Source organism: Pseudomonas sp. PSB18, from assembly GCF_014596565.1.
In the GTDB taxonomy this organism is placed as follows: domain Bacteria; phylum Pseudomonadota; class Gammaproteobacteria; order Pseudomonadales; family Pseudomonadaceae; genus Aquipseudomonas.
This window is the reverse complement of sequence record NZ_NOIN01000002.1, coordinates 1-18,499: the sequence shown is the minus strand read 5'-3', so window position 1 is coordinate 18,499 and position 18,499 is coordinate 1. Positions and strand designations below refer to the sequence as shown.

The following is an 18,499-nucleotide window of genomic DNA, read 5'->3' as shown; positions in this document are numbered from 1 at the left end:
TCCAAGACAATGTGTCTGATGTGCCGCCATCGCGAGCAGGCTCGCTCCCACAGGTTCCTCGATCAAAAGTCCAAGCTGACCCCTACATTCACTCCTTGCTGGGTGAAATCATCATCTTTGCGTAATGTATAGCCGCCCCGCAGCGCCAGGTCGTTGGTCAACTTGTGGCTGATCCCCAGGCTCAGGCGATTCAGGTGGCTCTGTGGCGTGTAGCCTTCAAGCGTGAAGTCGTTGGCCGGCAGGCTGTTGAGGGCAATGTTCACCTTCTGCGTGTCATCTTCATACTCACGTTCGTGGGCATATTCACCAAACACCTGGGTCTGGCGAGTGAAGTTGTATTTGCCCTGTAAGCCAATGCCCAGGCGTTTCGAGTCGCGGGTCTGGTCATCGAACGTCAGGGCCGTGGAGCGGCCGCTCTTCTCGGAATAGCCGTCGACTTCCACCTTCGCATAATCGGCGCTGATGAACGGTGACAGGTGCCATTCACTGCCGGGCCGGGCAATGTCATAGCCCAGACGACTGCTGAACGCCCAGAGACGGCCGTCGGCATCGCCTTTTTCCTGGGCCTCGCTGGCGCCCAGGTCGAACTTGCGTTCCAGGTTGTCGTAGTCGAGCTTGCCGCCGGTCAGCGCTGCGTCAGCCCACCAGCGATTTTGCTGGAATTGGGCGAATGCGGTCGCCAGGTAGCTGTTTAGCCTGTAGTCCGAATCGTTATGCCCTGCTTCCATGTCCTGGCGATAGAAACCGGTGGCCACCCCCACGCGCCAGGCTTCGCTGAGGCGATAACTGCCTCCGATATTCAGGCTCTGGCCACTGCCGTTGCCGCTGGCGCTGTTGCTCTGGCTGTCCATGTCCAGATGCTGGCCGCCGCCCGCGACGATCGCTCGCCACTGGCCGACCGACTGCCAGCTGTCCCAGTCGGATTGCCATTGGTTGCGCAGTTCATCCTGGTGGGCTCGAAGCGTCGAATGGGCCATTTCGGGCAGCAATGTCAGTTCCCACGGCGCTGAGAGCAGGGAGTAGGCATAGTCGGCGATCAGCTTCTGTCCGGCTTCGGTGGGGTGGACCGAGTCGTTGTAGACCAGTTTGCTCGGATCGGGTGTGGCGCTGTGGATGCCATAGGTGGTGTTTTCGGCGCAGCCATTGCCGCTGAAGCAGGTCGCGACGAGGTTCGTACCACTGGCAAAGCCGAATCGCGCGGGATCGGCGAAGCTTTCCTGCAGTAGCAGTGGAACATTCAGTGGAATGACTTCGGCGTCGATACCTTGCAGTCGGGTAATCAACTGCTGGTTGAACTGGTTGCTGAGTTGCGAGACGGCATTCTGCAAGGGGGTGCCATTCAAGGCTGGTGTCAGGCCGAGGTCGGGCAGCAGCCAGACCATGACATATCGGGCGCCCGCCGTTTGCAGCGTCTGAACACTGTCGGCCAGGCGGTTCGCGGCGTCCTGCGCCTGGCGGGGGGTCAACACCCGGCCCTGGAGAAAATCGTTGCCGCCACCGGAAATGTAATACAACGCATTCGGGTCGGCGCGCAGCCCGTTGGCCAGGTAACCGGCTCGGCTACGTTCGCCGGTATCGGAAACGCTGGTGATCGAATCGAGAATCTGATCGGTGCGGTAGCCACCCACGGCCCAGTTGTTGCCGTCCGCCAGGCCGGCACCGGCACGGGCCGCCGAGGTGGAGGCGGCGGTTTCATCCGCGGAGTAGCCCAACCGTCCACCGAGCAGTTGAGTGGCGTTGGCGGAATAGACCTCGCCGCTGCCATCCAGGTAAACCGGGCCGGTGCGGTTGGTAAAGCGTCGGGTGGCCCCGGCCGGCCCGTCGGGGTCGGTGAGCTGACCGGCGTCGTTGAGGCTGTCGCCGAAGACGATGAAGCTGGAATAGGGGGCTGCGTTTACGTGGGTGCCGGCCAGCGTCAGCAGGCAAGCGGTGACGGGTATGAGCAATGTTTGTCTGATCATGGGCAAAGTCCGTTTTGTCTTGTCATTGTTGGAGTAACGACAGCGCCAGACTGTTTGCGTTCGGCCATCCATCCGGAACGTTGCGATTGTTTGTAAGCCCTTCGGGTCGCTCATATTGCGCGCTCCGCCCAGCTAAGCTACTGTGCCGGAACGTATGAACGAGACTTCCCCCGTGTCGATTGTCAGCAAACTTCTGGATCAAATGATCAAGGCTCACGCCCGTTGGCGTTGGCGCGCCTGACCGTTCTCTGCCGGCCTTGCCGGACCTGTACCGATTTGCCTTCTTTACCCGCTTGAAAGCCGTTTCGCTGGCGCACGATTTGCCCGGCCAAGCGCAGTACCGTGCGGGTTCTTCTCGAAGGCTGTATTTAAAGTCAGTGAATTCAATAGGTTGCTTACGCCATGTTGCTGATGATCGATAACTACGACTCCTTTACCTACAACGTTGTGCAGTACCTCGGCGAGCTGGGCTCCGAGGTGAAGGTCGTGCGCAACGACGAATTGACCATTGCCGAGATTGAAGCCCTCAAGCCTGAGCGCATTGTGGTTTCGCCAGGCCCGTGCACGCCGACCGAAGCGGGCGTCTCCATCGAAGCCATCAAGTATTTCGCCGGCAAATTGCCCATCCTGGGCGTCTGCCTGGGTCATCAATCGATCGGCCAGGCCTTCGGCGGCGATGTGGTGCGGGCCCGGCAGGTCATGCACGGCAAGACCAGTCCGGTATTTCATGAAGACAAGGGTGTGTTCGAAGGCCTGAACCGTCCGCTCACCGTCACCCGCTATCACTCCCTGATCGTCAAGCGCGAAACTCTGCCGGACTGCCTGGAACTGACCGCCTGGACCCAGTTGGAAGACGGTTCGGTGGACGAAATCATGGGGTTGCGCCACAAGACGTTGAACATCGAGGGTGTGCAGTTCCACCCCGAGTCCATTCTTACCGAACAGGGCCACGAACTGTTCGCCAACTTCCTCAAACAAACCGGCGGCACGCGCTAAGGACTTTCCATGGATATCAAGACAGCCCTGGGTCGTATCGTTGGTCATCTCGACCTGAGCACCGACGAGATGCGCGACGTGATGCGCGAAATCATGACCGGACAGTGCACGGATGCGCAGATTGGCGCATTCATGATGGCCATGCGCATGAAGAGTGAAAGCATCGACGAAATCGTTGGTGCGGTCTCGGTGATGCGCGAGTTGGCGGACAAGGTCGAACTCAAGACTCTGGACGGCGTGGTGGATGTGGTGGGTACTGGCGGTGATGGCGCCAATATCTTCAACGTGTCCACAGCCTCGGCCTTCGTCGTCGCGGCTGCCGGTTGCACCGTCGCCAAGCACGGCAACCGGGCGGTCTCGGGCAAGAGCGGCAGTGCCGACTTGCTGGAAGCGGCCGGCATCTACCTGAACCTGACGCCGGTCCAGGTGGCGCGTTGCATCGATAACGTGGGCATCGGCTTCATGTTTGCCCAGACCCATCACCAAGCCATGAAACATGCCGCCGCACCGCGTCGTGACCTGGGTCTGCGTACCCTGTTCAACATGCTCGGCCCGCTTACGAATCCGGCCGGCGTGAAACATCAGGTGGTCGGCGTGTTCAGCCAGGCGTTGTGCCGGCCGTTGGCGGAGGTCCTGCAACGCTTGGGTAGCAAGCATGTCCTGGTGGTTCATTCGAAAGACGGCCTGGACGAGTTCAGCCTGGCAGCGCCGACTTTCGTGGCTGAACTAAAAAATGACCAGATCAGCGAATACTGGGTCGAACCTGAAGACCTGGGTATGAAGAGCCAGAGTCTGCACGGCCTGGCGGTGGATGGACCGGCCCAGTCGCTGGAGCTGATCCGTGATGCCTTGGGGCGTCGCAAGACCGAGAATGGCCAGAAGGCCGCAGAAATGATTGTGCTCAACGCCGGTGCTGCGTTGTACGCCGCCGACCAGGCCAGCAGCCTCAAACAAGGCGTGGAACTGGCCCATGATGCATTGCATACCGGCCTGGCTCGGGAGAAGCTGGAAGAGCTGGGCGCCTTTACAGCCGTATTCAAAGTGGAGAACGAAGGATGAGCGTGCCAACGGTTTTGGAGAAAATTCTGACTCGCAAGGCTGAGGAAGTGGCCGAGCGCAGGGCTAGGATCGGTCTGGCCGAGTTGGAAACCCTGGCGCGAACGGCGGATGCTCCCCGTGGCTTTGCCAGCGCACTGATCAATCAGGCGAAGAAAAAGCATCCTGCCGTGATTGCCGAAATCAAGAAGGCTTCTCCGAGCAAGGGTGTAATCCGGGAGCACTTCGTGCCGGCCGACATCGCTCGCAGCTACGAGAAGGGCGGTGCGACTTGCCTTTCGGTGCTGACCGATATCGATTTTTTCCAAGGTCACGACGACTACCTGAAGCAGGCACGTGCGGCGTGCAAGCTGCCGGTGATCCGCAAGGATTTCATGGTCGATCCCTATCAGATCGTAGAAGCCCGAGCCCTGGGTGCCGACTGTGTGCTGTTGATCGTCTCCGCGCTGGACGACGTGAAAATGGCCGAACTGGCCTCCGTCGCCAAGGATGTAGGGCTGGATGTGCTGGTTGAAGTGCATGATGGAGACGAGCTGGAGCGAGCCCTGAAAACCCTCGATACCAGGCTGGTCGGCGTAAACAACCGCAACCTGCATACCTTTGAAGTCAGCCTGGAAACCACCTTGGACCTGTTGCCGCGTATCCCCCGTGATCGCTTGGTCATCACCGAGAGTGGCATTCTCAATCGGGCCGATGTCGAACTGATGGAAGTCAGCGACGTGTACTCGTTCCTGGTGGGCGAGGCGTTCATGCGGGCTGAAAGTCCGGGGACTGAGTTGCAGCGGCTGTTCTTCCCCGAGCGGGGTACTCCGGTGACGGGTTCGGCGCTGGATTGATCCGATGCCGTCGGTGATCTCTCTTTGCGTCGAAGCTGGCCTGCAAGCCGAACAGGAACTGTTGGCCAGCATCTGCGCGGGCGATGCCGAATCTGGCCTGCTGTTCTGGCGACCCAATGACCGTGCGTTGGTGATGCCGCGCCGTTTGAGTCGCCTGCCGGGGTTCGAACTCGCCTGCGAAGTTTCGGCTGCCAACGGCTGGCCTGTACTGCTGCGCGAAACCGGTGGCGAGCCAGTGCCGCAATCGGCCGCGACCGTCAATATCGCACTGGTCTACGCACCGCCCCGCAGCGAAGGCGACCACGGCCGGATCGAAACCGCGTATCGCCGATTGTGCGACCCCATCTGCCAGTTGCTGGATGAACTGGGCGGTGTGGCTTCGTTGGGCGAGGTGGACGGAGCGTTTTGCGACGGGCGATTCAACGTCAATCTCGACGGCCGGAAAATGGTCGGCACCGCTCAGCGTTGGCGCCAGAGCAAGGGTGGGCAACGCCCGGTAGGTCTGGTGCACGGGGCGCTGTTGCTGGAAGACGAACGCGAATCGATGGTCGCTGCGGTCAACCGCTTCAATGAAGCCTGCGGTCTGGAACAACGCGTGCGTGCCGGGAGCCACATCGCCCTGCATGAGAAATTCCCCGCCCCCCACGCGCTGGAGCGACTCGAGGGGCTTTATCGGGACTTACTCCGCGCGCTGGTCTAGCGTGTTCCGAACACCACCATGGTCTTGCCCTTGACATTGACCAGGTTGCGTTCCTCCAGATCCTTGAGAACACGACCGACCATCTCCCTTGAACAACCGACGATCCGACCGATTTCCTGCCGGGTGACCTTGATCTGCATGCCGTCGGGGTGCGTCATGGCATCGGGCTGCTTGCACAGTTCAAGCAGGCAACGGGCGACGCGACCGGTCACGTCGAAGAAGGCGAGGTCGCCTACCTTGCGGGTGGTATTACGCAGACGCTGGGCGATTTGTCCGCTAAGTACGTAAAGAATATCGGGATCTTGCAGGGACAACTCCCTGAATTTGCCATAGCTGATTTCCGCGACTTCACATTCGATCTTGCTCCGCACCCAGGCGCTGCGTTCCTGCTCCTTACCCGCCTGTTCGAACAACCCCAACTCTCCGAAGAAGTCTCCGGAGTTGAGATAAGCGATGATCATTTCCCGGCCATCGTCATCCTCGATCAGAATCGTGACCGACCCCTTGATGATGAAAAACAGCGTGTCGGAACGGTCGCCCGCGCAAATGATGTTGTGCTTGGCTGGATAGCGGCGACGCTGACAATGCATCAAGAGCTTGTCGAGATTCTTGATCTTGAATGTGGGAGTAATGGCAACCATGGTTGTGTCCCGAAATACTGCGCGGTGTGTTGGTCTGGTTTTTTTATGGGAGCGAGTGGCAGATCGCTACGAGCTGGCGATACGCCAGCGGTTGGGCGCCAGCTTAACAGAGGCACTCTCAATTGATTCGAGAATTTACCTGGGTGGAGATGTCCCAGGCGACTTACGGCAAGGGCTGTCATACCGGGGGGCTGTGCTAAGCTGGCGACCCTTTTTTAGACAGTGGAGTCTTGGCGATGAAGGCACGCATCCAATGGGCTGGCGAAGCCATGTTCCTCGGTGAGTCGGGCAGCGGTCATGTGGTCGTCATGGACGGCCCGCCGGAAGCCGGGGGTCGGAACCTGGGTGTCCGACCAATGGAAATGCTCCTGCTGGGTGTAGGAGGCTGCAGTAACTTCGACGTCGTCAGCATTCTCAAGAAGTCGCGCCAGGCTGTCGAAAGTTGTGAGGCCTTCCTGGAAGCGGAGCGCGCCACCGAAGACCCGAAGGTATTCACCAAGATCCACATGCACTTCGTGGTGAAGGGCCGGGCCCTGAAGGAAGCCCAGGTCAAGCGTGCCATCGAGCTGTCCGCCGAGAAATATTGCTCGGCTTCGATCATGCTCGGTGCAGCCGGCGTTGAAATCACCCACGATTATGAAATCATCGAATTGGGTTGAATCGACATCCAACCATCATAAAAGCGGTGCAAGCTCTGGCGATCAGAAGCCGACGTCTGCATAATGCGCCACTTTTTTCAGGGCAGTGGCCGATCTCCTGATCGGTCGCTTGTCTGGACAGACAACCAAAATCGCCATCGCGAAGAGGTGTTAACCGTCCTACGCAGATGCGTCGTTCGCATCTGACGGGCATGCTTGATCACGCGGCCGGGCCGCAATACACAGAGAGTTTTCAAACGGTGAAAAGCAAACTCAAGCTCCATGGTTTCAACAACCTGACAAAGACCTTGAGCTTCAACATCTATGACATCTGCTATGCGGAAACCCCGCAAGACCAGCAGGCCTACGTCGAGTACATCAATAAAGAGTACAACGCCAAGCGCCTCACGCAGATCCTCACGGAAGTTGTCGATATCATTGGTGCCAACATCCTGAACATAGCCAGTCAGGACTATGAACCCCAAGGCGCCAGCGTGACCATTCTGATCTCGGAAGAGCCGGTGACACCGACCGACAGCCAGATCGAAGAGTCTCCGGGCCCGTTGCCCGAAATCATCCTGGCCCACCTCGACAAGAGCCATATCACGGTGCACACCTACCCGGAAATACATCCGGTAGACGGTATTGCGACGTTCCGTGTGGACATCGATGTTTCGACCTGTGGCGTCATTTCACCGCTCAAGGCCCTCAACTTCCTGATCCACCAGTTCGACTCGGACATCGTGACCGTGGATTACCGCGTGCGTGGTTTTACCCGCGACGTGGAAGGCCACAAGCACTTCATCGATCATGAGATCAATTCGATTCAGAACTACCTGTCCGAAGACACCCGTGACGCGTATCAGATGACCGATGTGAACGTGTATCAGGAAAACCTGTTCCACACCAAGATGCTGCTCAAGGATTTCGAACTGGATAACTATCTGTTCGGCGACGCCACCAGCAACCTGTCCGCAGAACAGCGTGACCAGGTGGAAGAGCGTGTGAAGCATGAGATGTTGGAAATCTTCTACGCACGCAACATGCCGCGCTGAAATTTCGGGTGCAAAAAAGGCGACGGAAGTCGCCTTTTCTGTTTCCTCAAGGCACGGAGAGGTTTCTGTCAGATCCGATAAGTGCTCTTGGTCATGACCTTTGCCAGCAGGCTCATGCCGAATTTCACCGGTGCCGGAAAGCGGAAACCACCTGCCTCCAGTGCACTTTCCGCATGGTGCTCTTCATCTTCGCGCATCTGTTCCAGGATCGCCCGCGACTTTTCATCTTCCACCGGCAATTGCTCCAGGTGTTCATTCAGGTGTTTGCACACCTGATGCTCGGTCGCCGCAACGAAACCGAGGCTGACCTTATCGCTGATCAGCCCGGCCACTGCGCCGATTCCGAATGACATCCCGTAGAACAGCGGATTCAGCACGCTGGTATGGCTGCCCAGCTGGCGGATGCGCTGTTCGCACCAGACCAGATGGTCGACTTCTTCCTCGGCGGCATGCTCCATCGCCTCACGAACCTTCGGCAACTTCGCTGTCAGCGCCTGGCCCTGATACAGCGCCTGGGCGCAGACTTCGCCGGTGTGGTTGATGCGCATCAGCCCGGCAACATGGCGGGTCTGTTCGTCATTCAGTTGCGCGTCCGGCTGTACGATGGCCGGCGATGGGCGATACGGTTGGCCACTGAAAGGCAACAACGTGCGCATCGCTGCATCGGCTTGCAACAGCAGGCGGTCAATCGGCGAGTAGTGACGTTGGGTAGTCATGCTTACCTCCGGAAAAATCATGGCGGCCAGTTTAACCCAATCGGCCGCTCAGGATTTGCGTTGGGTCAGGGTATCAACCCGGTGGCCAGTTCATCTGGCGCTGCCCGAGTACGTGCATATGAATGTGATAGACGGTCTGTCCACCGAGTTCATTGCAGTTCATCACCACCCGGAAACCGTCCTCGCAGCCTTGCTCCTTGGCGAGGCGCTGGGCTGTGAACAGGATATGTCCGGCCAGCCCTTTGTCTTCCTCGGTCAGGTCATTGAGGGTGCGAATCGGTTTTTTCGGAATGACCAGGAAATGCACTGGCGCCTGTGGGGCGATATCGTGGAATGCCAGGACCTGGTCATCCTCGTAGATGATCTTCGCCGGGATTTCCCGGTTGATGATCTTGGTAAACAAAGTATCCACAGCTATTTCTCCCTTTGGTTGTGGAAGTCGAGTGTACTGAAGGTTCGGTGGCTGAGCCCGGGTTTCCATTCAAATTTCATTCAGCGTGGGCAGTACGCCTTGTTGATCAGCCCGGCGATGCTCCGCACCATCCAGCGCGAGCCTAGCCGCGGCAGCATGGCGAGCCAGCGATTGCGGCGTCCGGGGATGATGATCGCTCGGTTTCTGTCGAGCGCCCGCACGGCATACAACGCCACTTCTTCCGGGCTCATCAGCAGGTTACTGTCCTTGAGTTTCTGTTCGTCGAGATGGGCCTTGGCGAAGAAACCGGTCCGGGTCGGACCTGGGCAAAGGACCGAGACCTTGATCGCGCATTTTTTCAGCTCGACTCGCAGGGCTTCGGAGAAGTGCAGCACATAGGCCTTGCTGGCGTGATAGGTGCTCATCCAGGGGCCCGGCCGGAAAGCTGCAATCGAGGCAACGTTCAGGATCTGCCCGCCGCCGTGCAGTGCCATGCTATTGCCAACGGCGTGACAGAGGCGTGTCAGGGCGAGAATGTTGACTTCGATCAGGTCCTGCTCGGTCATCCAGTCCTGGCCCAGGAACGGGCCACAGGTACCGATCCCGGCGCAATTGACCAGCAGATCGATCTGGCGCTCGCTTTCCTCCAGTTCCAGCAGGAAACCTGAAAGCCGTAGCGGCTCGCCCAGGTCGCACGCCCGGAAAAGTACCTCCACGCCAAATCGCTGGGTCAGCTCTATCGCAATGCTTTCCAACCGATCACGTTGCCGGGCCACCAGCAGCAGATTGCGGCCACGCCGGGCCAAAGCTTCGGCCATGGCCAGGCCAATGCCACCGGAGGCACCGGTGATCAGGGCGTAACGGGTCATGCAGTTCTCCATCGCAACGGCCCGTCGCCAGTTGACTTGACTGTCACCGGAGCGAGGGGCGCTTACTGTTCCTCGGAGTCTACAGAAGGTGCCTCTGCCTCGGCAGGTTCTTCGGCAGGTTCCGCGGCATCTTCATCCGTGGACTCGCTGCTTTCGTAGCTGCTCAGCGAGCTGGTGCCGTAATCCTGTTCGATAGCACTGAAGACGCCAGCCACGGTTGCGAAGATGATCAGTACGATCATGACGAGCCAGAGCGACGCAAGTACCTTGACCCCGGTGTTGTTACGCGGCGGAGGAGGGCCATAGCGATTGGCGCCTTCATTGCCCGGGGCGAAAATGAGCACAAACGGAAAGACGCTGCCCACGAATGGGATGAGGTTCAGCAGCCACAGCCAGCCGGACCAGCCAAGGTCATGCAGGCGCTGGACGTTGAACTGGATGCTCACGTAGGCAAAGCCGAGAAATACGACCGCTGCCAGCAAACCGCCGACGATCATTGCAGCTATCGAACCCGAGGTGAAAATCCATGCCGCCCCGAGTGCGAAGGCCACGCCGACCACCAGCATCATGACCAGGGTCAAAGCCATGGTCCAAGCCAGGTATCGCAGGCGACCGATGCGTCCATCGAAGCTGAACGGCTTCAGCGTGGCGTACTCGGCAACGGCGTCACCGACATGGGCCCGGGGTGGTGCGTACGGGGAGGCCGGTTCAATAGGCGATTCAGGATGACGTACAGTCATGGGGGGTGACGATTGTTGCACTTCGTCGAGATTCAGCTGGAGGGCTGGCTCGGCTTCGATGCGTGCATCGATCCCGCTCTGGTTGAGGGCTTCCAGATACTTCTGCGCCTCGGTCTGGGACAGGTTGCTTTTCAGGGCCACCTTGTGTCCGCCGAACAGGCGCTCGATGGCGCTGATGTCGCTCCTGAACAGATTGGCGAGGTTGAGTTTGGCGGTGGCCGCATCGACGCCCGGTAGTAGGGTTCCGTCGAATACGATGTTGAAACGGGTTTCGCTCATGACGGGCATCCTTGTCATTGAAAGTTTGATATTTGTTTTGATCAGGCCGGTGTCAGCGGGGCCATCGGCCGCCAAACTGTACCGCTCGGGCCTGGGCCTCACGGTATTCTTCATCCAGGCGCGCCACCAACTGATCGACGCTTGGCAAATCACGGATTTCCCCAACGCCCTGACCTGCGGACCAGACGGTTTTCCAGGCTTTGGCTTCATCGTTCAATGGTTTGAGTTTCGAACCTGAAGCCGCGTCACTTTTGCCCTGCTGGGCGGCCAGGTCAAAGCCTGCGTTTTCCAGGCTTTGGCGCATGAAACTGGCCGGTACACCGGACACGGCAGGAGTATGCACGATGTCTGCGGCTCGGGATGTGAGCAACATCTCTTTATAGGCGTCAGGCGCGTGACTTTCAGTCGTGCCGATAAAGCGTGTTCCCAGGTAGGCCAGATCCGCGCCGAGCATTTGTGCCGCCAGGATCTGGTGGCCGTGGTTCAGGCACCCCGCAAGCAGCACGGTCTTGTCGAAGAATTGGCGGATTTCGGCGACCAGCGAAAAAGGGCTCCAGGTCCCTGCATGCCCGCCTGCACCGGCGGCCACGGCGATCAGGCCGTCGACGCCGGCTTCGGCGGCTTTCTCGGCATGACGACGTGTGGTCACGTCATGAAACACCAGACCTCCGTAGCTATGGACGGCATCGACCAGTTCTTTGACTGCGCCGAGACTGGTGATGACGATCGGCACCTTGTGCTCGATGCAGATGGCCAGGTCGGCCTGAAGCCTTGGATTGCTTTGGTGGACGATCAGGTTGACGGCATAGGGCGCGGGGTTCTCCATACTTGCCAGGCCCGCTTCGATTTCTTCCAGCCAAGTCTTGAAACCGCTGCTTTCTCGCTGGTTCAGTGCAGGGAAACTGCCGACGATGCCGTTTCGGCAGCAAGCCAGCACCAGCTGTGGATTGGAGATCAGGAACATCGGTGCCGCCACGACGGGCAGGCGCAAATGTTGTTCAAGCAGAGCGGGTAGCGACATGGGAAGTGCCCCGGATGAAAAGGCCAATAGGAAGTCAGAACGGTCGGACGACGACCAGGATGACGATAGCCAGCAATATCAGTACCGGCACCTCATTGAACCAGCGATAAAAGACGTGACTGCGGGTGTTCTCCCCCCGGGCGAAGCGTTTTACCTGTGCTCCGCACATGTGGTGATAACCGATCAACACCACCACCAGGGTCAGCTTTGCGTGCATCCAGCCACCTTGGCCGAAATAGGCGCCGGCGTTGAGGCTGAGCAGCCAGATGCCAAACACCAGGGTGGCAATCATCGCTGGCCCCATGATGCCGCGATACAACTTGCGCTCCATGACGCTGAAGCGTTCCTTGCTGACACTGTCCTCGCTTTGAGCGTGATAGACGAACAGGCGAGGCAGGTAGAACAGGCCGGCGAACCAGCAGACCATACTGACGATGTGAAGTGCTTTGAGCCACAGATAGAGCATTTTTGATGATTCCCGATTTACGATCGTTCGATAGTAGTCATTCATGCGGTCACACGTCACCTTGGCGGTTGTCGGCGGGCTGCGTGCCCCCTATTATCGACGGCTTTCCAGTGGGTTCGTTGAGGGCAGGTTTATGGTCAAGGTCGGTATCGTCGGCGGCACGGGTTACACCGGTGTCGAACTGCTGCGTCTGTTGGCACAGCATCCGCAAGCTGAGGTGGTGGTCATTACCTCCCGATCCGAGGCCGGTCTGGCCGTTGCCGACATGTATCCGAATCTGCGAGGCCATTACGATGGCCTGGCATTCAGTGTTCCGGATATCAAGACCCTGGGTGCCTGCGATGTGGTGTTCTTTGCTACGCCGCATGGTGTCGCCCACGCCCTGGCGGGTGAACTGCTGGCTGCCGGGACCAAGGTCATCGACCTGTCGGCGGACTTCCGCCTGCAGGACGCGGATGAGTGGGCCAAGTGGTACGGCCAGCCCCACGGTGCCCCGGAATTGTTGGACGAAGCGGTCTATGGGCTGCCGGAAGTCAATCGCGAAAAAATCCGGCAGGCACGGCTGATCGCGGTACCGGGTTGCTATCCGACCGCTACGCAATTGGGCTTCCTGCCGCTGCTTGAAGCCGGCCTTGCCGATGCCTCGTGTCTGATCGCCGACTGCAAGTCCGGTGTCAGTGGCGCCGGTCGTGGTGCCAGTGTCGGTTCGCTGTACTCCGAGACATCGGAAAGCCTCAAAGCGTACGCCGTCAAAGGTCACCGTCATCTGCCTGAAATTCGCCAGGGTCTGCGCCGGGCGGCGGGCAAGGACGTCGGCCTGACGTTCGTGCCGCACCTGACGCCCATGATCCGCGGTATCCACTCCACGCTGTACGCAACTGTTGTAGACCGCTCCGTGGATCTGCAAGCGCTGTTCGAGAAGCGTTATGCCGACGAACCGTTCGTCGACGTGATGCCTGCGGGCAGCCACCCGGAAACGCGCAGTGTGCGGGGCGCGAATGTCTGCCGGATTGCGGTGCATCGTCCACAGGATGGCGATCTGGTCGTGGTGTTGTCGGTCATTGATAACCTGGTCAAGGGCGCGTCCGGTCAGGCGGTGCAGAACCTGAACATTCTGTTCGGCCTGGATGAGCGGCTGGGCTTGTCCCATGCGGGGATGTTGCCTTAACTGCGGTCTTGGGCGGCAAGCTTCAGGCTTGCCGCTGCTCTTCTAATAGTTGACCAATTTTCTAGGAGAAGCGGATAATGCCTGCCATTAGGCATTATGGCGGCGTCAGCGCCGGGAGATATTCAGCATGAGCGTCGAAACCTTCACTCCCACGGCTTTGCAATTCACCCACGGTGCCGCGCACAAGGTGAAGAGCCTCGTCGATGAAGAGGGAAATGATCGTTTGAAGCTGCGCGTCTTCGTGACGGGCGGCGGTTGTTCGGGTTTTCAATACGGCTTCACGTTCGATGAGGAAGTGGCCGAAGATGACACCATCGTCGAGCGCGAAGGCGTCAGTCTGGTGGTCGACCCCATGAGTTTCCAGTACCTGGCCGGTGCCGAGGTGGACTACCAGGAAGGTTTGGAAGGTTCGCGTTTCGTGATCAAGAATCCGAACGCGACTACCACTTGTGGTTGCGGTTCTTCGTTCTCGATCTGATCGTCGCCGACAGCTTCAACAAAACGCCGCAGAGCCTTAGGCCCTGCGGCGTTTTGCTGCCCAGCGTTCAGCCAGGCGAGATCAAGCGGGGTAGATGGCGCCGAGTACACGCAAGCCGCGTGCGCCTGTAACGCTTGGGCGATTTGCAGGAATGTTTTCCAGGCAGCAATGCGCGAGCCACGCGAAGGCCATGGCTTCGACCCAATCCGGGTCTACGCCGTAAACAGCCGTGCTGCTGACCTTGGTGCGGGGCAGGAGATCGGCAAGGCGCTTCATCAGCGTGCGGTTGTGCACACCACCACCGCAGACCAGCAATTCATCAGTATGCGGTTGGGCACTTTGCAGTGATTCGACGATGGTCAGGGCCGTCAACTCGAGTAACGTAGCCTGCACGTCTTCGGCAGCGAAAGTGGGCAAATGCGACAGATGCCGGGTCAGCCAGGGCAGGTTGAATACTTCCCGCCCGGTACTTTTTGGGCCCTTGGTCAGAAAGAAAGGGTCGCTGAGCAGGGCCTTGAGTAACGTCGGTTCTACCTTGCCGCTCGCTGCCCACTGGCCGTCGCGATCGAAATGTTCATTGCGCTGTTGGTGAATCCAGGCATCCAGCAATACGTTGCCGGGACCACAATCGAAACCGGCCACGGGCTTTTCAGGTTCTATCAGGCTGAGATTGCTGAAGCCGCCAACGTTCAGCACGGCGCGGTGGCCGATCTGCCCTTCAAACAGCGCTTCGTGAAATGCGGGGACCAGCGGTGCGCCTTGTCCACCAGCGGCGACATCGCGGCTGCGGAAGTCGCTGACGACGGTAATGCCGGTCAGCTCGCTCAGCAGCGCCGGGTTGCCAATCTGCACGGTAAAGCCGCGTGCGGGCTCGTGACGGATGGTCTGGCCATGGCTACCAATCGCCCTGATAGCCTGCGGCTTGAGCTTCTGGCTGTCGAGCAGGACATGAATACCTTGCGCCGCCAGGCGTACCCAGTTCTGCTGGGCAATGGCGGAGCGGGCGATCTCGTCGGGCCCGCTGCTGCATAAGTCAAACAGCTCGGTGCGCAGCGCGTCGGGCATGGGAATGTAGTGCGTGGCGATCAATCTGATCGCCGGGGTCAGTTCAACCAGCGCGATGTCCAGGCCGTCCAGGCTGGTTCCGGACATCACACCGATATAAAGCGCCATGGCTTAGCGTTTGCTCGAGGCCAGTAGAGTGGCTTTCTCTTGATCCATGCGAGCCATCAAGGGTTGGCTTTGAGCCAGGAAGCGTGCGCGCTCGGACTTGGCGATCGGATCGGCCATCGGCAGCTTCTGGCCCAGTGGATCGACGTGAACGCCATTGACCTGGAACTCATAGTGCAGATGCGGACCGGTGGAAAGGCCTGTGGTACCGATATATCCGATCACCTGGCCTTGCTTGACGGTGCCGCCCGTCTTCACGCCTTTGGCGAAGCCCTGCATGTGCCCGTACAAGGTGCGGTAGGTGTTTCCGTGCTGGATGATCACAGTATTGCCATAACCGCCACGACGCCCGGCCAGCAGTACCTTGCCGTCGCCGGCGGCCTTGATGGGGGTGCCTCGGGGGGCAGCGTAGTCAACGCCCTTGTGAGCACGGATCTTGTTCAGGATCGGGTGTTTGCGGCCTGCGGAGAATTTCGAGCTGATACGGGCAAAGTCAACCGGTGTGCGGATGAAGGCCTTGCGCATGCTGTTGCCGTCGGCGGTGTAGTAGCTGCTGTTGCCTTGTTTGTTGGTGTAGCGCACCGCCGTGTATGTCTTGCCACGGTTGGTGAAACGCGCGGAGAGGATCGGGCCGTTGCCGACGCTCTTTCCATTGACCACTTTCTGCTCATAGATGACATCGAACTCGTCACCCTGGCGAATATCCTGGGCGAAGTCGATGTCGTAGCCAAAGACGCTGGCCATGTCCATTGTCAGACTGTGGGAAAGACCGGCGCGCGCGGCCGATTGCGACAGCGAGCTGTTGATCACGCCATGAACGTATGCCGAGCGTACGGTTGGCTTGGCGGTCACGCGGTTGAATACATAACCCTTGTCATTCTTGGTCAGGGTAATGCTTTCCAGATCGCTCAGCTTGGTGTGCAGGTTGGTCAGTTGCCCCTCGGGGTTGAGCTCGAACTCGAGCTTCTGGCCGTGTTTCAACTGAGTGAATTGCTTGGCTTGTTTGTCGCTGCCCAGCACTTCATGGACTGATGCGGCGGGCAGGCCAACCTTCTCGAAGAGAGTGGACAGCGTGTCGCCTTTGGCTACGATCACCTCACGGTGGCCCGGCTCCTTCTTTTCTTCCACGGCTGGAGGCTGTGCCTGGGCGGCCTCGGTGGTGTCATCGGCGCTATCGTCTATCTGCGCGAAAGGAGAGGCGGCCGGTTCGTTTGTGGCTTGAACGGCTTCGGCAGCGTCTTGTTCTTGTGTCAGTTGTTCAGCGGGACTTTCCAGTTCAAGACTCAGAGTCGTCTTTTTGGCTTCGACATCGCTGGAAGGAAACACCAGGAGCGCCAGGCTAAGGAGGGCTGCGATGCCGCTTGCGGCGAGCAGGTGGGTCTTTGGGTAAAGCGGTGGCGCTTTAGACGGTTCTGTGGTCATAAGTAATTTGACTTTTGAAAATATGAATTGGAAAAGATGAATGACATGATGAAGATGAAATAACTGTATAAAATATAACCAAATCCCCTGCGAAGCAAGCCCGCACGCGCTCTGCTTGCGGATTGGTGTCCGCGCGCCGGGCAAACCTTGTATTTGGTGCGCGATCTTGTATGGTTGGGGCCCTTTGAATCTGAGCCTTGCGGGTCTGTTATGAAGTCGGTTGAAGAGCAGCTAGCGCTGATCAAACGTGGTGCGGAAGAACTGTTGGTCGAGTCCGAGCTGGTCGAGAAGCTCAAGCGCGGGCAGCCGCTGCGTATCAAGGCTGGTTTCGATCCGACGGCGCCCGATCTGCACTTGGGTCATACCGTGCTTATTAACAAGCTGCGTCAGTTCCAGGATCTGGGGCATCAGGTCATCTTTCTCATCGGTGACTTCACCGGGATGATCGGTGATCCGAGTGGAAAGAGCGCAACGCGTCCCCCGTTGACCCGCGAGCAGGTTTTGGATAATGCCGAGACCTACAAGACTCAGGTGTTCAAAATTCTCGACCCGGCCAAGACCGAAGTGGCTTTCAACTCCACTTGGATGGATCAGATGGGGCCGGCGGATTTCATTCGCCTGACGTCCCAGTACACCGTGGCTCGCATGCTCGAGCGCGATGACTTCGATAAGCGCTACACAACCAATCAGCCAATCGCCATCCATGAGTTCCTCTATCCGCTTGTGCAGGGCTATGACTCGGTCGCGTTGCGCGCGGACGTTGAGCTTGGTGGTACGGATCAGAAGTTCAACCTGTTGATGGGGCGTGAGCTGCAGCGTGGTTACGGTCAGGAAGCTCAGTGCATCCTGACCATGCCGTTGCTGGAAGGTCTGGATGGTGTGAAGAAGATGTCCAAATCGCTGGGCAACTATGTTGGCATCCAGGAAGCGCCAGGTGTCATGTACGGCAAGTTGGTTTCCATTCCTGACGTGTTGATGTGGCGTTATTTCGAGCTGCTGAGCTTCCGCTCCATGGATGAGATCAATGCGTTCCGCGCAGATGTCGAGGCAGGGGCTAACCCGCGGGACATCAAGATCAAGTTGGCTGAAGAGATCGTTGCTCGCTTCCATGGTGAAGAGGCTGCGGCCAGTGCTCATCGTGCGGCGGGTAATCGCATGAAGGATGGCGAGCTTCCGGATGATCTGCCAGAGATCGAGCTGTCTGCTACCGAGGCCATGCCGATTGCTGCCGTCCTTAATAAGGCGGGGTTGGTCAAGAACGCAGCGGTGGCGCGAGATCTTCTGGGTTCGGGTGGGGTGCGTATAGATGGTGAGGTTGTGGATCGCACCTATATATATGAACTGGACTCTACCCATGTATGCCAGGCGGGTAAGAAGGCTTTCGCGCGAATCACGCTGAAATCCGAATAAGACTGCAAATAGGTGTTGACGGCAAATTCTGAGTCTCTATAATTCGCCCCACTTCCGGCGCAGTCGAAACGGAAAACTCCTTGAGTTTCAATGAGTTAGACGTTTAAAGGCAGCGCAGGGACTTCAGTTCATCGAAGTCCGGAAGGAGTCAGTAGGGCGCGTTATTGGGCCCGGTTGACGGTTCGATCTTCTCGGTCGAAAGCGGTGAAAAAGAGGTGTTGACAGCAGCGACTAACGCTGTAGAATTCGCCTCCCGCTAACGAGAGATCGAAAGCGCAAGTGGTTGAAGTTGAAAAGGAAACTTTGAAAACTTCTAAAATAATCGCTTGACAGATACACGAGGCGCTGTAGAATGCGCGCCTCGGTTGAGACGAAAGGCTCAACCCACCGCTCTTTAACAACTGAATCAAGCAATTCGTGTGGGTGCTTGTGGAGTCAGACTGCTAGTCAACAGATTATCAGCAT

At 58.5% G+C, this 18,499-nt stretch carries 19 protein-coding genes; 9 read left to right on the top strand and 10 right to left on the bottom strand.

The window, feature by feature from the left end:
* Positions 1-62: 62 nt before the first annotated feature.
* Positions 63-1,961 carry an esterase EstP gene (estP, locus tag CGA22_RS04210; RefSeq protein ID WP_041023610.1) on the bottom strand — a complete coding sequence of 633 codons (1,899 nt, stop codon included), beginning with the start codon at positions 1,959-1,961 and terminating at the stop codon, positions 63-65.
* A 402-nt stretch (positions 1,962-2,363) separates the two neighbouring features.
* Between estP and CGA22_RS04205 the strand changes: the two genes are divergently transcribed.
* The 4 genes from CGA22_RS04205 to CGA22_RS04190 are packed head-to-tail and all read left to right on the top strand — an operon-like array spanning position 2,364 to position 5,549.
* Positions 2,364-2,957, top strand: a complete 594-nt coding sequence (locus tag CGA22_RS04205) for an aminodeoxychorismate/anthranilate synthase component II (RefSeq protein WP_019693903.1) — start codon at positions 2,364-2,366, stop codon at positions 2,955-2,957.
* Between the two features lie 9 nt (positions 2,958-2,966).
* Positions 2,967-4,016, top strand: coding sequence for an anthranilate phosphoribosyltransferase (gene trpD, locus CGA22_RS04200; RefSeq protein WP_041023611.1), 1,050 nt, complete (start codon positions 2,967-2,969; stop codon positions 4,014-4,016).
* The gene (gene trpC, locus CGA22_RS04195; RefSeq protein WP_041023612.1) at positions 4,013-4,849 is read left to right on the top strand and encodes an indole-3-glycerol phosphate synthase TrpC; all 837 of its coding nucleotides are present in this window, start codon (positions 4,013-4,015) and stop codon (positions 4,847-4,849) included. The genes trpD and trpC overlap by 4 nt, the downstream gene beginning before the upstream one ends.
* 4 nt (positions 4,850-4,853) lie before the next feature.
* On the top strand, positions 4,854-5,549 hold the full coding sequence (locus CGA22_RS04190) for a biotin/lipoate A/B protein ligase family protein (protein ID WP_041023613.1): 696 nt from the start codon (positions 4,854-4,856) through the stop codon (positions 5,547-5,549).
* On the opposite strand, the gene crp is transcribed toward CGA22_RS04190, so the two are convergent.
* On the bottom strand, positions 5,546-6,190 hold the full coding sequence (gene crp / locus CGA22_RS04185) for a cAMP-activated global transcriptional regulator CRP (protein ID WP_041023614.1): 645 nt from the start codon (positions 6,188-6,190) through the stop codon (positions 5,546-5,548). The genes CGA22_RS04190 and crp overlap by 4 nt on opposite strands.
* 236 nt (positions 6,191-6,426) lie before the next feature.
* Here crp and CGA22_RS04180 point away from each other — a divergent pair, with 236 nt between their 5' ends.
* The gene (locus tag CGA22_RS04180) at positions 6,427-6,849 is read left to right on the top strand and encodes an OsmC family protein (RefSeq protein WP_003206127.1); all 423 of its coding nucleotides are present in this window, start codon (positions 6,427-6,429) and stop codon (positions 6,847-6,849) included.
* Positions 6,850-7,088: 239 nt separating this feature from the next.
* On the top strand, positions 7,089-7,883 hold the full coding sequence (gene speD / locus CGA22_RS04175) for an adenosylmethionine decarboxylase (protein WP_024777437.1): 795 nt from the start codon (positions 7,089-7,091) through the stop codon (positions 7,881-7,883).
* Between the two features lie 68 nt (positions 7,884-7,951).
* Here speD and coq7 read toward each other — a convergent pair whose 3' ends face one another.
* The 6 genes from coq7 to hemJ form a co-directional block, all read right to left on the bottom strand.
* Complete coding sequence (coq7, locus tag CGA22_RS04170) at positions 7,952-8,599, bottom strand: 2-polyprenyl-3-methyl-6-methoxy-1,4-benzoquinone monooxygenase (RefSeq protein ID WP_041023615.1); 648 nt, start codon at positions 8,597-8,599, stop codon at positions 7,952-7,954.
* A gap of 73 nt (positions 8,600-8,672) precedes the next feature.
* On the bottom strand, positions 8,673-9,011 hold the full coding sequence (locus CGA22_RS04165) for a histidine triad nucleotide-binding protein (RefSeq protein ID WP_041023616.1): 339 nt from the start codon (positions 9,009-9,011) through the stop codon (positions 8,673-8,675).
* An 80-nt stretch (positions 9,012-9,091) separates the two neighbouring features.
* The gene (locus tag CGA22_RS04160; protein WP_041023617.1) at positions 9,092-9,880 is read right to left on the bottom strand and encodes an SDR family NAD(P)-dependent oxidoreductase; all 789 of its coding nucleotides are present in this window, start codon (positions 9,878-9,880) and stop codon (positions 9,092-9,094) included.
* A 62-nt stretch (positions 9,881-9,942) separates the two neighbouring features.
* Entirely contained in the window at positions 9,943-10,899 is a 957-nt protein-coding gene (locus CGA22_RS04155; protein WP_041023618.1) for a DUF805 domain-containing protein, read from the bottom strand.
* 52 nt (positions 10,900-10,951) lie between these two features.
* Entirely contained in the window at positions 10,952-11,920 is a 969-nt protein-coding gene (locus CGA22_RS04150) for an NAD(P)H-dependent flavin oxidoreductase (protein WP_041023619.1), read from the bottom strand.
* A 34-nt stretch (positions 11,921-11,954) separates the two neighbouring features.
* Positions 11,955-12,386 carry a protoporphyrinogen oxidase HemJ gene (gene hemJ, locus CGA22_RS04145; RefSeq protein WP_041023620.1) on the bottom strand — a complete coding sequence of 144 codons (432 nt, stop codon included), beginning with the start codon at positions 12,384-12,386 and terminating at the stop codon, positions 11,955-11,957.
* A 133-nt stretch (positions 12,387-12,519) separates the two neighbouring features.
* Here hemJ and argC point away from each other — a divergent pair, with 133 nt between their 5' ends.
* Both argC and erpA read left to right on the top strand, forming a co-directional pair.
* Positions 12,520-13,554: an N-acetyl-gamma-glutamyl-phosphate reductase gene (gene argC, locus CGA22_RS04140; RefSeq protein ID WP_041023621.1), complete on the top strand. Its 1,035-nt coding sequence runs from the start codon at positions 12,520-12,522 to the stop codon at positions 13,552-13,554.
* A gap of 127 nt (positions 13,555-13,681) precedes the next feature.
* The gene (erpA, locus tag CGA22_RS04135; protein ID WP_003177727.1) at positions 13,682-14,032 is read left to right on the top strand and encodes an iron-sulfur cluster insertion protein ErpA; all 351 of its coding nucleotides are present in this window, start codon (positions 13,682-13,684) and stop codon (positions 14,030-14,032) included.
* Between the two features lie 81 nt (positions 14,033-14,113).
* Here erpA and CGA22_RS04130 read toward each other — a convergent pair whose 3' ends face one another.
* Together CGA22_RS04130 and CGA22_RS04125 are read right to left on the bottom strand one after the other, a co-directional pair.
* Positions 14,114-15,205, bottom strand: coding sequence for an anhydro-N-acetylmuramic acid kinase (locus tag CGA22_RS04130; protein ID WP_041023622.1), 1,092 nt, complete (start codon positions 15,203-15,205; stop codon positions 14,114-14,116).
* A gap of 3 nt (positions 15,206-15,208) precedes the next feature.
* Entirely contained in the window at positions 15,209-16,624 is a 1,416-nt protein-coding gene (locus CGA22_RS04125; protein WP_188258530.1) for a peptidoglycan DD-metalloendopeptidase family protein, read from the bottom strand.
* Positions 16,625-16,834: 210 nt separating this feature from the next.
* Here CGA22_RS04125 and tyrS point away from each other — a divergent pair, with 210 nt between their 5' ends.
* Positions 16,835-18,034, top strand: a complete 1,200-nt coding sequence (tyrS, locus tag CGA22_RS04120) for a tyrosine--tRNA ligase (protein WP_041020444.1) — start codon at positions 16,835-16,837, stop codon at positions 18,032-18,034.
* Positions 18,035-18,499 lie beyond the last annotated feature (465 nt).

What these genes read in the sequence shown, in the direction of transcription:
- estP (WP_041023610.1), bottom strand. Translation starts at nt 1,961, where the DNA reads ATGATCAGACAAACATTGCTCATACCCGTCACCGCTTGCCTGCTGACG.
- CGA22_RS04205 (WP_019693903.1), top strand. Translation starts at nt 2,364, where the DNA reads ATGTTGCTGATGATCGATAACTACGACTCCTTTACCTACAACGTTGTG.
- trpD (WP_041023611.1), top strand. Translation starts at nt 2,967, where the DNA reads ATGGATATCAAGACAGCCCTGGGTCGTATCGTTGGTCATCTCGACCTG.
- trpC (WP_041023612.1), top strand. Translation starts at nt 4,013, where the DNA reads ATGAGCGTGCCAACGGTTTTGGAGAAAATTCTGACTCGCAAGGCTGAG.
- CGA22_RS04190 (WP_041023613.1), top strand. Translation starts at nt 4,854, where the DNA reads ATGCCGTCGGTGATCTCTCTTTGCGTCGAAGCTGGCCTGCAAGCCGAA.
- crp (WP_041023614.1), bottom strand. Translation starts at nt 6,190, where the DNA reads ATGGTTGCCATTACTCCCACATTCAAGATCAAGAATCTCGACAAGCTC.
- CGA22_RS04180 (WP_003206127.1), top strand. Translation starts at nt 6,427, where the DNA reads ATGAAGGCACGCATCCAATGGGCTGGCGAAGCCATGTTCCTCGGTGAG.
- coq7 (WP_041023615.1), bottom strand. Translation starts at nt 8,599, where the DNA reads ATGACTACCCAACGTCACTACTCGCCGATTGACCGCCTGCTGTTGCAA.
- CGA22_RS04160 (WP_041023617.1), bottom strand. Translation starts at nt 9,880, where the DNA reads ATGACCCGTTACGCCCTGATCACCGGTGCCTCCGGTGGCATTGGCCTG.
- CGA22_RS04155 (WP_041023618.1), bottom strand. Translation starts at nt 10,899, where the DNA reads ATGAGCGAAACCCGTTTCAACATCGTATTCGACGGAACCCTACTACCG.
- CGA22_RS04150 (WP_041023619.1), bottom strand. Translation starts at nt 11,920, where the DNA reads ATGTCGCTACCCGCTCTGCTTGAACAACATTTGCGCCTGCCCGTCGTG.
- hemJ (WP_041023620.1), bottom strand. Translation starts at nt 12,386, where the DNA reads ATGCTCTATCTGTGGCTCAAAGCACTTCACATCGTCAGTATGGTCTGC.
- argC (WP_041023621.1), top strand. Translation starts at nt 12,520, where the DNA reads ATGGTCAAGGTCGGTATCGTCGGCGGCACGGGTTACACCGGTGTCGAA.
- erpA (WP_003177727.1), top strand. Translation starts at nt 13,682, where the DNA reads ATGAGCGTCGAAACCTTCACTCCCACGGCTTTGCAATTCACCCACGGT.
- CGA22_RS04130 (WP_041023622.1), bottom strand. Translation starts at nt 15,205, where the DNA reads ATGGCGCTTTATATCGGTGTGATGTCCGGAACCAGCCTGGACGGCCTG.
- CGA22_RS04125 (WP_188258530.1), bottom strand. Translation starts at nt 16,624, where the DNA reads ATGACCACAGAACCGTCTAAAGCGCCACCGCTTTACCCAAAGACCCAC.
- tyrS (WP_041020444.1), top strand. Translation starts at nt 16,835, where the DNA reads ATGAAGTCGGTTGAAGAGCAGCTAGCGCTGATCAAACGTGGTGCGGAA.